The following is a 14,606-nucleotide window of genomic DNA, read 5'->3' as shown; positions in this document are numbered from 1 at the left end:
TTTTATTATTTTTAGATTTGGTTATTCATTTAAATAATGTCTTTTTGAGATTATGGATTGGGGGGGGATTGAGTACATATCCGTTGCTGCGGTAACGGCTGCTTAGGGTTCCGCCCTTACGGCGGGTCACTTTTGAAAAGAGCCGGGATGCCGGCCCAGCCAAAAGTAACCAAAAGGCTCTTGCCCCACCACTCGGTGCCTCGCTCTGGCTCGGCATGCCCTCACTCCGGCCAGCGTGGTTTAACGGGGCGCCTAAGATCAAGATCAAAAGCCAAATCAAAAGCCAGAGCCAGAGCCAGAGCCAGAGCCAGAGCCAGAGCAAACTACTTTCCATCTGATACATGGAGATCAAAACTGTGGGAGGGGGCTTGCCCCCGATGAGGGAGTGTCAGCCAAAAAATTTGCAGCTGACACACCGCCATCGGGGGCAAGCCCCCTCCCACATTTGCACTGTGAACGGCATAAAACACCGGTCGGCTCTAAGGCCGCCGCGCTCTTGCTTTTGATCTGCGATCGCCCCGTCAAACACGCTGGCCGAACGCAGGCTTCGGAGCGTGGCTAACCCGGCAGGACGCCGGGTTAGCCGCACTGGGCCATGGATATGTACACCAAAACACCGCCATCGGGGGCAAGTCGAATCGTCGCACCGCCCCTCCCACATTCCAACCCCGTTTCTTCAGTCAGCTGGCCGCAACAACTGCATCTGCTGCCGATAATCATCCGTCACCTGCCGCGCCTGGCTGCTGCTGGTAATCACCCTCGGCGTAATCAACACAATCAACTCCGTCCGGTCCTTGGACTTGCTGGTATTGCCAAACAACCACCGCAACCCCGGAATCTTTCCCAGGTACGGCACCGCGCTGACGGACTCGGCGTTGTCCTGCTTGATCAACCCACCCAACAGCACCGTCTGCCCACTCTGCACCGCCACTTGTGTCGACACCGAGCGCGTGGAAATACGCGGATTATTCTGCGTATCACTGGCCGTCTGGTTCTCGGCATCACTGACCTGCTGTTGAATATCCATATACACCAACCCACCCGGATTGATCCGCGGCACCACATCCAGGATCACCCCGGTCTGCACATACTCGACGCTGCTCAGGGTGGTATCCGAGGTGCCGGTATTCACCGTGGTCTGGCTGATGGGAATGTTGTCGCCCACCTGGATCTGCGCCGGTTGGTTGTTCATCACCACCAGCGACGGTGCCGACAGCACCTGGGTGCGGCCGTTGGTTTCCAGGGCGTGCAAGGCCACCTGCAAATTGGAGCTGACGAAGGAATAGAACAACGAATCCGTCGCCCCCAGCCCTGCCCCTCCACCGCCCAAGGCGCCTTGGCTGCCGGAGGTATTGGCCACGGTGGTGCTGGTGGAATTGCCGGCGAGGCGCCCGAGGTACCACTGCACCCCAAGGTCCAGTTCGCCACTGAGTTTGACTTCGAGGATGCGGGTTTCGATCTGCACTTGCAGCGGGGGATTGTCGAGGCGTTTGATCGCCGATTCGATTTCCTTCCACTGCACGGGACGGGTACGCACCAGCAGTTGGTTGCTGCTCTTTTGCGCGGTGATGCGGGTGCCCGCGTCGAGGCTTTTGGTCGGCGCGTCCTGTTCGACGCTTTCGCTGTCCTGGCTGACGTCGGCATCCTGTTCTTCATCATCGGCGGTGGGCGGGTTGTTGTTCAGGTTGTTGCTCAGCCCACCCAGCGTGCTGCCCGACGTACTGCCCGACGTACTATTAGTGCCCGGTGAAGACAGCGTGGCGGTGCGCAAACCGGGCGCAACCTTGGCCGGCGCGTCGTCCTTGATCGCACCAGTGCCGTAGATCTGCCGCAGGTACTTGGCCAGGTCGGTGGCTTTCATATTGCGCACGTCGTACACATACATTTGCGGCTCGTTGCCGCCGCCTTCGTCGATGGTATGAATCCAGTCGCCGACTTCACTCAAGTACTGCGGCTGCGACGAGATCGCCACCACCGAGTTGGTGCGTTCAATGGGCAGGAAACGCACCATGCCCGCCAACGGCATGCCGCTGTCGGGGCCGAACATTTTTTGCAGCTCGGGCATCAGCTCGGCCACCGACGCGCGTTGCAGGCCGAACACCCCCACGGACATGCCCTTGAGCCAATCCACGTCAAAGGTGTCGATGGTGTCCTGGTAGTTGGCCAGTTCTTCCGGAGTACCGGCCAGGCTCAGCACATTGCGCGCCGGGTCCACCAGCAAAAAGGCGTTTTCCCGCGCAAATGGCTTGAGCAGTTTTTGCATCTCGGTGGCCGAGATATAGCGCAGAGGGAACAACCGCGCCGACAGGCCGCTGGACGGCTGCGCCACGCGCATCTGCGGCACCAGCTTGCCCGCCACCGCCTGGTTGGCAGGCAGGATCACGTAGCGATTGCCCTGCTTGATCATGGCGTTGTCGGTCCAGGACAGCAGGGTTTCCAGGATCGACAGCGCTTGCTGTTTGTTCACCGGCTTGGAGGTGGAGAAGCTGACATTGCCCTTCACGCCCTGGGCGATGCTGTAGTTCTCGTGCAGCAGGTCGCCCATCACGCTGTTGATCACCGCTTCGATGGGTTGGTCGGCGAAGTTGAACACGATATCGCCGCCGGCCTGCTCGCCCGCTGCGGCTGCCGTGGGCGGGCGCACGAATTGCTGGTTGCCGCGAATCAGTTGGCGCTGCGCAGGCGCTTTGGCCACGGGTTGCGGCGGTTGCTCGCTGGCCGGCTCAACGGGCGGGCGCTGCGAGCCGGTGCCCTGCATGGCCTCGTGCATCAGCGCGTCGTCCGGGTCGAGGTGGTCAGGCAGTGAGCCGCAGCCGCCGAGGGAAACGGCGGTGGCCAGGCAAAACACGGTGGTGCGCAAGGCGCCGGGAACTGTATCGATCAAGGGTTGAGCTCGTGAGGAAGGGTAATTGGGGGTGTCGTGGACGGCGGCGGCAAACGCAGGGCCTTGAGGCTCAGGGTTTGCGTGCGGCCATCGAGGGCAAAACGCGCATCGCGGGGTGTGAGGTGTTCCAGGCGCCAGCCGTTGGGCAGGCTCTGGCCTTGGTGGACTTTCAACGCAGGGCCATCAGCCGGCTTGAGCAACGCCACGCGCAACGCGCCGTCGAGGACCACGCCGGTCAGTACCAGGTTCGACAGGCTCGATGCCTGGGCTTGGCCGACTGCGTGATCAGGGCTGCGGTCCGGGCTGAACAACGGCGCCTGCCAGGTGCCAGCCAGGCTTTCGAGGCTGGCCTGCGGCGCGCTGAGGACCTTGGCCGAGGCGTTGGCCGACGCGGTGGGTTCAGGCTCGGGCAGCCACTGCGGCGCATCGCCGACGCTGCTCAGGATCACCACCATCAACACGCCCAACACACCGGACAAGCCGAGCAATCCCCACTCGATGGGGCGCAATACCGGGATCATCGGTTCACCTGCCTGGCGCCAGCCGGTTGCAGGTAACCGCGCACCAACAAGTGCACCACCAGTTTGCCGGCGCCGCCGCTGGCGGGCGCATCGGGTCGGCGGCGGATGCTCATTTCATCCACGAACAGGAACGGCCGTTGGTACTCCAGCGCATGCAGGATCGCGGTCAACGGCTCGATGGCACAGTCCAGGGTCAGGCTGACCTTGACCTGGCGGTACGGTTCGCTGTCGTCCTGTTCGGGGGTGATGGGCATGCGCTGGGTGAGCTTGCAGCCACCGCCGAGGCTGGCCTGGCTGCTGATCAAGTCGGCGACGCGCTGCATCAAGTCGGCGGCCACCGCGCTGGGATCATCGCCGGGCAACAGGCTGGTGCTGCTGGCCGGGTCCTGGCGTGCCTGCTCCAGTTGTTCACGCAACGAGGCGCCCTGCTGCAACAATCCGGCGTAGCGTTGTTGCTGCTCGCGCAGTTGTTCAGCCTGTTCGCCCATGCTGCGCAAGGGCCCGGCGAACCAACTGTCGATCAACAACCAATACGCTGCGCCCAGCACCACGGCCAGCAATAACAGTGCGGCGCCGCGACGCTCACGGGGTGTCAGTGGTCGGCGCATCGGCGGCCTCCTGGTGCAAGTGGGCGCGCAGGGAAAACTGGTCCTTGCCGGTTTGTGCATCGGGTTGGATCACCCCTTCGAACTGGGCGTTTTCCAGGCTGTGGCAGGCCTTGATCCGGGTGATCAAGGCACTGGCCTTGGCGCTTTGCCCGGAGAACGACACGTCGGCGCCATCGCTGATTTCCAATTGATCGATCCAGGTGTCGGCGGGCAAACAGGTCGTGAGTTCGTTGAGCAGTGCTGCCAACGGCGGCTGCGCGGATTTGCGCCGGATCAGGTACTGCGCCGCACCCCGGGTGTTGAGCAGTTGTTGGCGCAGCTGTTGGACTTCGGCGACCTGCACCTTTTGTTGCTGGACGCTGTCGTGCATGACGTCGAGTACCCGTTGGCGGTCGTTGAGCCACAGCACCATCGCTGCAATCAGCAAGGCACCGCACAGCCACGGCAGACTGCGTTGCAAACCCTTGCCGGCGGTGCGTTGGCGCGGACGCAACGGCGCGGGCAACAGGTCGATGCCCAGGCCTTGCACATCCACTTGATGGGGACGCAAGCCCAGGGCGGCGCAGTCGTGCAGGATCTGGTCGAGGCGCTCGCGCAGGATCGCCACCAGCGTCACCTTGAGGTGCGTGGGGGTACGCCGTTCCTGACGGGCGACGAAGTACAGCTGGTCGGCGTCGAACGGTGTGAAGCGGTCGAGCTCATAGCCGACCACCGCCGTCAGGTTGCGCGCCGCCGCCAACGGCAGGGGCAGGCTTTGCAGCAGCACCGCCGAGGGTTCGAGTACCAGCACCTGGCGCACGTTGTCGGGCACCGCCATCACCGGTTCGGTTAACGGCCAGGCATAGTGCTGTTCGGGCGGCTGGTTTTGCCGCAACCAAGCCGGCAGGCAGCCGCGCAATTCGTTGAGCCACAGGCGCCAACCTTGCTGTAGAAGGCTGCCCCGCCAGCGCTCGGCCAACGGTTCAAGCTGCGTCAGGGGTTTGGATAACAGTCGATTCATTCTTGCCAACGCAGCACCCGATACGGTTGCGCGCTTCCCTCCGCTGGGCTCAATAAGACAGTGACGTGCAACCGTGCGTGGTAACCGCCGGGGCGTTCGGCGCGGCTGCTGATCACCAGGATTTCGCCGGGGTCGGCGCCCACCGCACTCTGTTGCGGCAGGTTCATGGCCTTGCGCATCAGCGCACTGGCGAACGCCGGATCGGGCCGATCCAGGCCGCTCCACAAGGTGATCTGCGGCACCAGCCGGCTGTACAGCGCCTGGGTCATGCCCGGCAACTGGCGTAATTCTTCGACTACCCGGAACGGCGCCACGCCCTGGTCGCGGCGGGTTTCCAGGTCTTTGGCCAGGCGGCTGGCCTGGGCCTGGCTGGCGCCGCAGGCCAGGGCCACGCGGGCAAAGTCCGCGGGCTCGGCGCTGTTCAGATACAACTTGCCGCGCTCGCTGCGCAGGCTGACGTGCAACTGCGCGTCGTCGAACACCAACGCCACCTCGCGCCCGTCAGCGACCCACTGCTTGCGCTGCACCGGATCGGCCAGCGCCTGCACAGCCAACGCCACGCCCGCCTCTGCCGCCAACGCGACCTGGGTGTGCTGGCGGTGCCACGCCGCCTGGCGCGTTTCCAACTGCACCCAACCGGCCAGGCCGCCGAGCAACAGGCTGAGCAACGCCAGCACCCACAGCACCAGCAACAAGGCCACGCCGCGTTGATGTTTCATTGATCGGTCGCTCCGCCGGACAGGTTCAAGCGCAACGCCACCACCTGGCTCACCCACGGCACCGGCCCGCTCACCGTCGCGTCAATCCGCACCGCAGAGGGCAAGCGCTTGGTCCACGGCCAGGCACTGATCCAGCCGGTGGCCTGGCCCTTGGGCGAAGTGCCGCGATAGCTCAATTGCAAGTCTTCGACATGCCTCAACAACACCTGCGGCTCTGCGCGCGAAGCCGGCACACTGACTTGGGCGGCAGATTCAAACTGGGCGAACGCCACCTGCACATCACGGCCAACGAGCTGCAAGGTAAAGCGCTGAATCCCGCCCCCGAGTACACCAGGCAACGTCGCGACAAATTGCAGGCGCTGGGCCGAGCCGACAAAAAAACCATCGGTCTGGCTGTCGTCTTCGGTCACGTCCAGCGGCAACGCTTCGCTGATGGCGGTGCGCAAAAACTGCTGCGCGGCGCGGATTTCATCCAGGCTGTCGGTGTAGCGTTGGGCCTTTTGCACGGCACGATTGGCCCCCAGCAACGCACCGCCGACCAGGGTCAGCAACACGCCGAGCAAGCTGAGCACGATCATGATTTCGAGCAAGGTAAAACCCTGTTGGCGACGTTTCACAGGGGCGCCCTGTCGCTGACGGCACGCAACCTGAGCGTGCTGAAATGCGCCTGGCGCGGGCCTTCGCTGACCGTCAGGTCGAGGCGAAACAAACGCGGTTGACCGAAGCGCGTCGGCTGCTGGGCGATGCGCAGTTGCCAATGGATAGCGTCCAGCTTGCCCTGCTGCACACCACTGGCCAGCGGCCCCGACGCTTGCTGATCCAACACACTCAACGCGGCGTGGGTGAGACGATCGCTGTGATTGACCTGCGCCAACGACCGCGCGCTCTGGCCAAACGCGACCAGCAAGACCGTGCTGCATAGCGCCATCAGCATCAGCGCGGCGAGCATCTCCAGCAGGGTGAACCCCGCCTGCCGCTTCATGGCAGCGCCTTGGACTGCACGCTGCCGGTCAGCCAACCAATGTCGATACGCCAACGGCGGCTGCCATTGGCGAGTAACAGGTTGCCGCCGGTGGAGCTGCCATCGGCGTAAAACTCCACCGCCGAGCCCGCTTGCTCAGCGGTGTGCAGCGTCACTTGCAAGTCCGCCGGCCAGTGTTTGAGCGGTCGACCGGGGGCCTGGAAACTCAGGGCACGCAGGTCGAATTCGGTCCTGGCCGCCTGCCCGCTGACAATCGCTCGCGCCCGCGTGCTGCGCAAGGCATCGACCATTTGCCCGACCACCTGGCGTTCGCGTGCGGCCTTGAGCCCTTGTTGCAAGCCAAATCCCACCAACCCGGCAGCGATGCTGATCAAGACGATCACCACCAGCATCTCCAGCAAGGTAAAGCCGCGTTGAGGGTTGGGCATGGTCGCGGGTTATTCCCAGTTGCCCAGGTCGGCGCTGTAGCCTTCGCCGCCGGGTTGGCCGTCCTGGCCGTAGAAGATCAGGTCGAACGCGCCGTGTTCGCCGGGGAAGCGATAACCGAAGGCATGGCCGAACGGGTCCTTGAGGTCCGACGGTTTGGCGTACGGGCCAGCCCAGCCGGCGGCGTTGGCGGGCTTGTCCACCAACTGTTGCAGGGTCTTGGGCGGCGAACCGACGTCCAGCCCGTAGCTTTCGATTTTCATCGACAGGCTGGCCAGTTGCGCCTTGCCTGCGCCGTATTTGCCCTTGTCGACGTTGCCGCCGACCTGGCGCACCACGATGGTCGCAACGATGCCCAGCAGCACGATCACGGCGAGCATTTCCAACAGGGTGAAACCGCCTTGGCGGCGTGCAGGTTTGAAGCGCATGGGGTTAGGTCCTTTGGGGTTCATATATTGCTGGTCAGGCTCATCAGCGGCAGCATGATCGCCAGCATGATCACCGCCACCAGCACCGCCATGACCACGGTCAACGACGGCACCAGGGCGGCGAGCAGGCGGTCGATACCGCGCTTGGCTTCGACGTCGAACACGTCGGCGACCTTGAGCAGCATGCTGTCGAGCTCGCCGGCCTGTTCGCCGACTTCAATCATTTGCAGGGCCAGGTCCGGCAGCAGCGGTTCGCTGCCAAACGCACTGGCCAGGGTGCCGCCGCCTTTCACCGACTCGGCAGCCTGGGCGACCTGGGCTTGCAGGGCGCGATTGGTGCAGACCTGGCGGGCGATCACCAAGGCTTGCAGCAAGGCCACGCCGTTGCTGAGCAAGGTGCCGAGGGTGCGCGCCAAGCGGGCGGCTTCGACCCGCTGCAACAGCGGGCCGATGATGCGAATGCCGAGCACGCGGCGGTCATAGCGCTCGCGGCGCTGGGGATTGCGCAGGCGGGCGGCGAGGCTCCAGATCGTTACGATCAACCCGGCCAATACCGCCAGGCCCCAGGCGCCGAGGAACTGGCCGAGGCCGAGGATCACTTCGGTAATCAGCGGGATGGGGACGCCGAGGTCTTTGAAGATCGGTACAAATTGCGGCACCACGTAAGCCAACAACAGCGCCAGCGAGCCCAGCACGCCCACCACCAGAAACGCCGGATAGATCAGCGCGTTGATCACTTCGCCCCTTAACAGCTGGCTGCGCTCCAGGTAATCACTGAGCTGGCGCAGGGTATTCTCCAGCGCACCGCCAGCCTCTCCGGCACGGACCATGCTCAGGTACAGCGGGGAGAATTGGCTGCCCTCTTCTTCCAGCGCTTTGGATAACGGTTTACCGGCCTTGACGTGTTCACGAATACGTTCGATCAGCGCGCGGGTTTGCGGTTGGCCGGGTTGCTTGAGCAAGATGCCCAGGGAGCGTTCCAACGGTTGGCCGGCGCCCAGCAGCGTGGCCAGTTGCTGGGTAAAACTCACCAGCGCAGCGCCGTTCAATTGGCCGCGTCCCAGTGCATTGCGCAAGCCCTGGCTGCCGGCGGGCTCGATCTGCAACAGCAGCAGGCCGCGCTTGTGCAAGGCGGCAACGGCGGCGGCCTGGTCCTTGGCTTCCAGGGTGCCGTTCTGCGGCGCGCCCTGGCTGTCCAGGGCGCGGTATTTGAACAGGCTCATGTGCCGTCGCCTCGGGTCACGCGCAACACTTCTTCCAGTGAGGTCACGCCAGCCACGGCCTGGCGCAAGCCTTCTTCATGCAAGGTGCGTAAACCGCCACGGCGGGCGGCTTCTTCAAGGGTGGCGGCGTCGGCCTGGCGCATCAGCAGGCTGCGCAATTCGTCGTTCATCACCAGCAATTCGGTGATTGCGCTACGGCCGTGATAGCCGCCGCCGGGCGCGCCGGCACGGGGACGATAGAGTTTGATGGGCCGCTCATCGGTGAAGCGATCCAGGCCGTGCTCGGCGATCAATTCGGGCGGCGCTTCAAAGGCTTCGCGGGTGGCCGGGTCCAGGCGGCGCACCAGGCGCTGGGCAAGGATGCCGTTGACCGTCGATGCGATCAGGTAGCTTTCCACACCCATGTCCAACAGCCGCGTGATACTCGCCGAGGCGCTGTTGGTGTGCAGCGTCGACAGCACCAAGTGGCCGGTGAGCGACGACTGGATCGCGATGCGGCAGGTCTCCAGGTCGCGGATCTCGCCGATCATGATCACGTCCGGGTCCTGGCGCACGATGGAGCGCAACGCGCCGGCAAAATCCAGGCCGATGGCCGGCTTGACCTGGATCTGGTTGATGCCTTCGAGCTGGTACTCCACCGGGTCTTCCACGGTGATGATCTTGCGTTCGGCGGTGTTGAGCCGCGACAACGCGGTATAGAGCGTGGTGGTTTTGCCCGAGCCGGTGGGCCCGGTGACCAGCAGGATGCCGTGGGGCCGCTCCAACACGTCAAGAAAGGTGGCGAGGCGCTGGCCGTCGAAACCCAGGCTCTGGAAGTCGAAGCTGACGGTCTGGCGGTCGAGTAAGCGCATCACCACGGATTCGCCGAAGCTGGTGGGCACCGTGGACACCCGCAGGTCCAGTTCCTTGCCCTGGATGCGCAGCATAATGCGCCCGTCCTGGGGCAGGCGACGCTCGGCGATGTCGAGCCGCGCCATGATCTTCACCCGCGAAATCACCGCCGCCGACGAACTGGACGGCGGCGCTTCGGCTTCGTGCAGCACGCCGTCGATGCGGTAGCGCACCTTGAGTTGGCTTTCGAAGGGTTCGATGTGAATGTCCGAGGCGCGATGTTCCACGGCGCGTTGCAGGATCAGGTTGACCAGGCGGATCACCGGCGCTTCGGAGGCCATGTCCTTGAGGTGTTCGATGTCTTCCAGCGACCCGCCCTGCTCGTCGAGGTTTTCGATCAGCGTGCCCATGGCCGAGCGGCCCTGGCCGTAGTAGCGCTCGATCAACGTGTCGACTTCATTGCGCGGGCCGATCGCCAGCCACACTGGCACACCACAGGCATACGCCACGGCCTGGAACGGATACAGCTGCGATGGGTTGGCCGCCAGTACGCGCAAGCCGCCGTGGCTCCAGCCCAGCGGCACGATTTGGTGATGGCGCATAAAGCGCTCGGTCAGCACGGGCAACGGGTCCAGCAGCGGCGGCGCGGCATCGGCCAGCACCAGCGGCGCATCGAGCAAACCGGCCCAGGCCCGCGCCAACTCGACTTCGGAGACCAGCCCCAGGCGCGTGAGCAGGCCGAGCAATTCGGTGTCGTCAGACTCCTGGGACAACCGGCGGGCGCGCTCCAGGTCGAAGGTTTTCAAGCCGGCGTGCTGCATCAACCAGGCGCACACCTGGTCGGTGTCGGGGAGGTGCAGTTGGCAGGCGTCGATGGGCGGGGACATAGGTACAAATCTGAGGGACGAATAAAAACCTGTAGGAGCGAGCTGTGTGGGAGGGGGCTTGCCCCCGATGAGGGAGTGTCAGTTTGTATAGCTGTGGCTGACACACCGCTATCGGGGGCAAGCCCCCTCCCACAGGGGATCAGTTGGAGGCCTTGCTCTCTTTCAACGGCCGCCCACCCTTGGTGGTCTCCGCCTTTTGCTTCTTGGCAGCCTTGGCATCGTGGGCCTGGGTAATCACCGTGGAATCCGCCGCACCGGACTTGGCATCCGCATCCGTGGACTCAGCCGCCATGGCCACGCCACTCAGCGCAACACCCAGCACGACACCGGCACTCAACAGGGAAATCTTCATCAACTTTCTCCAGATCAAAAACAGCAGATTGCTCAAGTGGCGCCTTGAATTCGCTCAAGACCCTACACCAAAGCGTTGTGTATGACAGCGTGTATTAAACATGGCCTTTTAGAACTATCGAGCAAAGCCATTAGTTCGCCATGCCAGCATGAAAATCGCTAAACCAATCGACTGGTAGGTTTAGCCTTAGTTCAGAATCGTAATGAAATATTTCTTATTTAACGCAAAATTTAGCTTTTGTTTGACTTATAAGCGCAAGAATTGCCTTAATTATTCGGCTTTTGCGATTCAAAATGCCATCTCGTGATATCGCATAGACATTACTTATAACAACAAGCAATACAATTTTTAAACTAAGCAAGCAGCGAAATTCGCCAAGTAATTGCAATTAGCCATCGGCCAGAAATTGCGATACAGGCCAACTATTGCCTGCAAAAAAGTGACGAACGCGCACTTGTTGGCGCGCCATGTTTAACAACCGTTGTTGGAGAGACCCATGAGTAAACGCAAGATCATCGGTGCACAGTCGGCGTTCGCCCTGCTGGCGCTGGCCGTGTCCCATGCGCACGCGGCCACCAGCCCGGCCTTGGACGAAGGCATGGTAAGCCGCGCGGAAAAGGCGGCGAACAAGACCCTGGCGAAGATGACCCAGGAAGAAAAGCTCGCCTACATCGGCGGCATCGGTGGCTGGGATGTGAAGCCGCTGAGCCAGTACGGCATCCCGCAGATTCACGGCGCCGACGGCGGTGTGGGCGTGCGCTACACCAGTGAAGGCAACGACCAGGGCGTGGTGTACCCGTCCGGCCCGAACGTGGCGGCCACCTGGAACCCGCGCCGTGCCATCGACGTGGGTCGCGCCCTGGGCTACGACACCGCCAGCGGCGGCTACCAGTTCGTCACCGGGCCGGGCGTGAACCTGTACCGCATGCCCTACAGCGGTCGGGCGTTCGAGTACCTGTCCGGCGAAGACCCGTTCCTCGGCGCCAGCCTGGGCCCGGCGTTGATCAACGGCATCCAGTCCCGTGGGGTGTGGGCCAACGCCAAGCACTACGCGGCCAACGACCAGGAAAGCAACCGTTTCCACCTGGATGAAATCATCAGCGAACGCGTGCTGCGTGAGATGACGTTGCCGCCGTTCGAGTCCGCCTCGAAGAACAGCAAAGTGGCAATGATGATGTGCGCGTTCCAGAAGGTGAACGGTGAATTCGCCTGCGAGAACTCGCACCTGATCCACGACATCCTCAAGACCGAATGGGGCTATCCAGGCTTTGTACAGAGCGACTACAACGCCGTGGTCAATGGCTTGCCCGCCGCCCAGGCCGGGACCGACCTGGACATGATGGGCTACCAGATGAACAGCGCGGTGCTCAAGCCGTTCCTGGACAGTGGCGAGCTGAGCGGCGCGACCCTGGATGACAAGGTGCGACGCATCCTCAAGCAGATCTACCTGTTCAAGTTCGACAGCAAGGCGCCGCTGACCAACCACAACATGAACAGCGCCACCAGCAACCGCGTGGCCCTGAATGCCGCCCGCGAAGGCATCGTGCTGCTGAAAAACCAGGACAGCCTGTTACCGCTGGACCCTCAAAAAGCCAAGCGCATCGCCGTGGTCGGCAACCTGGCCAAGTACGCGCCGCCCACCGGTTTTGGCAGCGCCAATGTGATGGCGGCCAACTACATCAGCGAGTTGAGCGGCCTGCAACAACTGGCACCGGGCGCCAAGGTCGAGTTTATCGACGGCCTGTCCCTGGACCCGAGCGCCTCGGTGTGGACCCACACCGACAGCGCCGGCAACAGCGCCAAGGGCTTGAAGACCGAGTTCTTCAGCAACAGCAACTGGTCCGGTGACGCCGCCGCCAGCCGTACCGACACCCATGTCGACCTGGACTGGTCCACCGACAACGTGCCGGTCAACGGTGACACCGCCGCCACCTCGATCCGCTACAGCGGCCAGGTCACGCCGACGGTGAGCGGCGAGCAGGTGTTCAAGATCCGCGCCGACGGGGCCGTGCGCCTGTACGTCGACGGCAAGAAAATCCTCGACAACGGCGACGGCAATCCACTGCCGAACAACAGCATTCCACCGACCATCCCAGTGTTCGCCAAGGTCAAGCTGGAGGCCGGCAAAGCAGTCGACATCAAGCTTGAGTACTCGCGCCGCAACGGCTACCTGTCGACCATGGGCGGCCTGGTGGGCGTGCAAATGAGCTGGGCTTCGCTGGTTGCGCCCAAGGATCTGGCGCAGTACGACTCGGTGCTGGTGGCAGCCGGTAACAGCAATGAGTACGAGGGCGAAGGCTTCGACCACAGCTTCGATTTGCCGGAGTTCCAGGGCCAGTTGATCCAGAGCATCGCCAAGGTCAACCCGCATACCGTGGTGACATTGCATGGCGGCACTGGCTTGAAGATGAGCGACTGGATCGACCAGGTGCCGGCGGCGCTGCATGCCTTCTACCCTGGGCAGAACGGCGGCCAGGCGCTGGCGGAGATTCTGCTGGGCAAGGTCAACCCGTCGGCCAAGCTGCCGATCAGCATCGAGCGCAATATCGAAGACAACCCGATCTATGGGACTTTCCCGAAATTCGACAACCAGGAAACCCTGGACACGATGAGCTACAAGGACGACCTGTTCCTGGGCTATCGCGGCTATGAGAAAAAGGGCATCAAGCCGCTGTATCCGTTCGGTTATGGCTTGTCGTACACCACCTTCGGCTACAGCAATATCAGCGTGACGCCTGGGGTTGCCGTGGCGGGTGCGCCGATCAAGGTGTCGTTCGACCTGGCCAACACTGGCAAGGTTGCAGGGGCTGAAGTGGCCGAGTTGTACGTGGGCCAGAATCACCCGAAAGTCGAGCGTGCGCTCAAGGAACTCAAGGGGTACAAGAAGGTGTTCTTGAAGCCTGGCGAGAGCAAGCGCGTGACCATCGAACTGAATGACCGCTCGTTGGCTTACTACGATGTGAAGAGCAAGCAGTGGGTGGTGGATGCTGACAGTTTCAATCTGTCGGTGGGGGCTTCGTCCCAGGACATTCGCCTGAATGCCAAGCTGGTCAACCCGTTCCGTCAGGAGCTGTCGACCACCACCAGCAATCCTCTGCCGCGCTCGGCGTTGAATTCGACGTTGCGCGAGCTGCCGCAGGTGAAGACGGGTGGGGTGCTGCATCAAGGCCAGAGTGATGACAGTGATAGCAGTGAAGGAGATGGGTACGACAGCAGCCAAGGCAGCGCTGCCGGTAATTGATCGCTAGGTGATGGTGCTTTTCGGTGGGAGGGGGCTTGCCCCCGATGGCGGTCTGTCGGTGTGCATATCCGTTATTTGGGTAACGGCGGCTATTGGTTCCGCCCTTACGGCGGGTCACTTTTGGAAAGAGCCCAAAAGTAACCAAAAGACTCTTGCCCCACCACTCGGTGCCTCGCCTAGGCTCGACATGCCCTCACTCCGGCTTGAATCCGTGGGCCGCCGTCCTGCCGGGTTACCCACGGATTCAAGCCTGCGTTCGGCCAGCGTGGTTTAACGGGGCGCCTAAGATCAAGAGCCAGAGCAGATCAAAATCTTCAGAATTGTGGAGATCAAAATGTGGGAGGGGGCTTGCCCCCGATGAGGGAGTGTCAGCCGAAAATTTTACAGCTGACACACCGCCATCGGGGGCAAGCCCCCTCCCACATTTGCACTGTGAACGGCATAAAATACCGGTCGGCTCTAAGGCCGCCGCGCTCTTGCTTTTGATCTGGAATCGCCCCCCCC

The 14,606-nt window shown here is 62.7% G+C and carries 13 protein-coding genes; 1 reads left to right on the top strand and 12 read right to left on the bottom strand.

The genetic code is table 11. The features are described 5' to 3' along the window. Window positions 1–676: 676 nt before the first annotated feature. The 12 genes from gspD to DYL61_RS24800 all read right to left on the bottom strand — a co-directional run bounded on the left by gspD (window position 677) and on the right by DYL61_RS24800 (window position 10,861). The gene (gene gspD / locus DYL61_RS24855) at window positions 677–2,884 is read right to left on the bottom strand and encodes a type II secretion system secretin GspD (protein ID WP_135310528.1); all 2,208 of its coding nucleotides are present in this window, start codon (window positions 2,882–2,884) and stop codon (window positions 677–679) included. Beyond that, window positions 2,881–3,405: a general secretion pathway protein GspN gene (locus tag DYL61_RS24850; RefSeq protein WP_135310527.1), complete on the bottom strand. Its 525-nt coding sequence runs from the start codon at window positions 3,403–3,405 to the stop codon at window positions 2,881–2,883. The genes gspD and DYL61_RS24850 overlap by 4 nt, the downstream gene beginning before the upstream one ends. Then, the gene (gene gspM / locus DYL61_RS24845) at window positions 3,402–4,013 is read right to left on the bottom strand and encodes a type II secretion system protein GspM (protein ID WP_135310526.1); all 612 of its coding nucleotides are present in this window, start codon (window positions 4,011–4,013) and stop codon (window positions 3,402–3,404) included. Before gspM ends, DYL61_RS24850 begins: the two co-directional genes overlap by 4 nt. Beyond that, entirely contained in the window at window positions 3,988–5,013 is a 1,026-nt protein-coding gene (locus DYL61_RS24840) for a PilN domain-containing protein (protein WP_135310525.1), read from the bottom strand. The genes gspM and DYL61_RS24840 overlap by 26 nt, the downstream gene beginning before the upstream one ends. After that, window positions 5,010–5,732, bottom strand: coding sequence for a general secretion pathway protein GspK (locus DYL61_RS24835; protein ID WP_135310524.1), 723 nt, complete (start codon window positions 5,730–5,732; stop codon window positions 5,010–5,012). The genes DYL61_RS24840 and DYL61_RS24835 overlap by 4 nt, the downstream gene beginning before the upstream one ends. Then, window positions 5,729–6,349 (bottom strand): prepilin-type N-terminal cleavage/methylation domain-containing protein, encoded by a 621-nt coding sequence (locus DYL61_RS24830; protein WP_135310523.1) that lies wholly within the window; start codon window positions 6,347–6,349, stop codon window positions 5,729–5,731. Before DYL61_RS24830 ends, DYL61_RS24835 begins: the two co-directional genes overlap by 4 nt. After that, window positions 6,346–6,714, bottom strand: a complete 369-nt coding sequence (locus DYL61_RS24825) for a prepilin-type N-terminal cleavage/methylation domain-containing protein (protein WP_135310522.1) — start codon at window positions 6,712–6,714, stop codon at window positions 6,346–6,348. Before DYL61_RS24825 ends, DYL61_RS24830 begins: the two co-directional genes overlap by 4 nt. Beyond that, window positions 6,711–7,142, bottom strand: a complete 432-nt coding sequence (locus DYL61_RS24820; protein WP_105696440.1) for a GspH/FimT family pseudopilin — start codon at window positions 7,140–7,142, stop codon at window positions 6,711–6,713. The genes DYL61_RS24825 and DYL61_RS24820 overlap by 4 nt, the downstream gene beginning before the upstream one ends. A 9-nt stretch (window positions 7,143–7,151) precedes the next feature. Continuing rightward, entirely contained in the window at window positions 7,152–7,568 is a 417-nt protein-coding gene (gspG, locus tag DYL61_RS24815) for a type II secretion system major pseudopilin GspG (protein WP_105696441.1), read from the bottom strand. Window positions 7,569–7,588: 20 nt separating this feature from the next. Next, window positions 7,589–8,791 carry a type II secretion system inner membrane protein GspF gene (gene gspF / locus DYL61_RS24810; RefSeq protein WP_135310521.1) on the bottom strand — a complete coding sequence of 401 codons (1,203 nt, stop codon included), beginning with the start codon at window positions 8,789–8,791 and terminating at the stop codon, window positions 7,589–7,591. Then, window positions 8,788–10,509, bottom strand: coding sequence for a type II secretion system ATPase GspE (gene gspE / locus DYL61_RS24805; protein WP_135310520.1), 1,722 nt, complete (start codon window positions 10,507–10,509; stop codon window positions 8,788–8,790). Before gspE ends, gspF begins: the two co-directional genes overlap by 4 nt. A gap of 139 nt (window positions 10,510–10,648) precedes the next feature. Further along, complete coding sequence (locus DYL61_RS24800; RefSeq protein ID WP_135310519.1) at window positions 10,649–10,861, bottom strand: hypothetical protein; 213 nt, start codon at window positions 10,859–10,861, stop codon at window positions 10,649–10,651. Between the two features lie 496 nt (window positions 10,862–11,357). On the opposite strand from DYL61_RS24800, the gene DYL61_RS24795 reads away from it, so the two are divergent. Beyond that, a complete protein-coding gene (locus DYL61_RS24795) occupies window positions 11,358–14,102 on the top strand; it encodes a beta-glucosidase (protein WP_135310518.1) in 2,745 nt (914 codons plus the stop codon). Window positions 14,103–14,606: the final 504 nt, after the last annotated feature.

Source organism: Pseudomonas nabeulensis, assembly GCF_004682045.1.
In the GTDB taxonomy this organism is placed as follows: Bacteria; Pseudomonadota; Gammaproteobacteria; order Pseudomonadales; family Pseudomonadaceae; genus Aquipseudomonas; species Aquipseudomonas nabeulensis.
Note: the sequence above shows the minus strand (reverse complement) of the source record. Positions and strands in the feature narration are given on the sequence as shown.

What these genes read in the sequence shown, in the direction of transcription:
- DYL61_RS24850 (WP_135310527.1), bottom strand. Translation starts at nt 3,405, where the DNA reads ATGATCCCGGTATTGCGCCCCATCGAGTGGGGATTGCTCGGCTTGTCC.
- gspM (WP_135310526.1), bottom strand. Translation starts at nt 4,013, where the DNA reads ATGCGCCGACCACTGACACCCCGTGAGCGTCGCGGCGCCGCACTGTTA.
- DYL61_RS24840 (WP_135310525.1), bottom strand. Translation starts at nt 5,013, where the DNA reads ATGAATCGACTGTTATCCAAACCCCTGACGCAGCTTGAACCGTTGGCC.
- DYL61_RS24835 (WP_135310524.1), bottom strand. Translation starts at nt 5,732, where the DNA reads ATGAAACATCAACGCGGCGTGGCCTTGTTGCTGGTGCTGTGGGTGCTG.
- DYL61_RS24825 (WP_135310522.1), bottom strand. Translation starts at nt 6,714, where the DNA reads ATGAAGCGGCAGGCGGGGTTCACCCTGCTGGAGATGCTCGCCGCGCTG.
- DYL61_RS24820 (WP_105696440.1), bottom strand. Translation starts at nt 7,142, where the DNA reads ATGCCCAACCCTCAACGCGGCTTTACCTTGCTGGAGATGCTGGTGGTG.
- gspG (WP_105696441.1), bottom strand. Translation starts at nt 7,568, where the DNA reads ATGCGCTTCAAACCTGCACGCCGCCAAGGCGGTTTCACCCTGTTGGAA.
- gspF (WP_135310521.1), bottom strand. Translation starts at nt 8,791, where the DNA reads ATGAGCCTGTTCAAATACCGCGCCCTGGACAGCCAGGGCGCGCCGCAG.
- gspE (WP_135310520.1), bottom strand. Translation starts at nt 10,509, where the DNA reads ATGTCCCCGCCCATCGACGCCTGCCAACTGCACCTCCCCGACACCGAC.
- DYL61_RS24800 (WP_135310519.1), bottom strand. Translation starts at nt 10,861, where the DNA reads ATGAAGATTTCCCTGTTGAGTGCCGGTGTCGTGCTGGGTGTTGCGCTG.
- DYL61_RS24795 (WP_135310518.1), top strand. Translation starts at nt 11,358, where the DNA reads ATGAGTAAACGCAAGATCATCGGTGCACAGTCGGCGTTCGCCCTGCTG.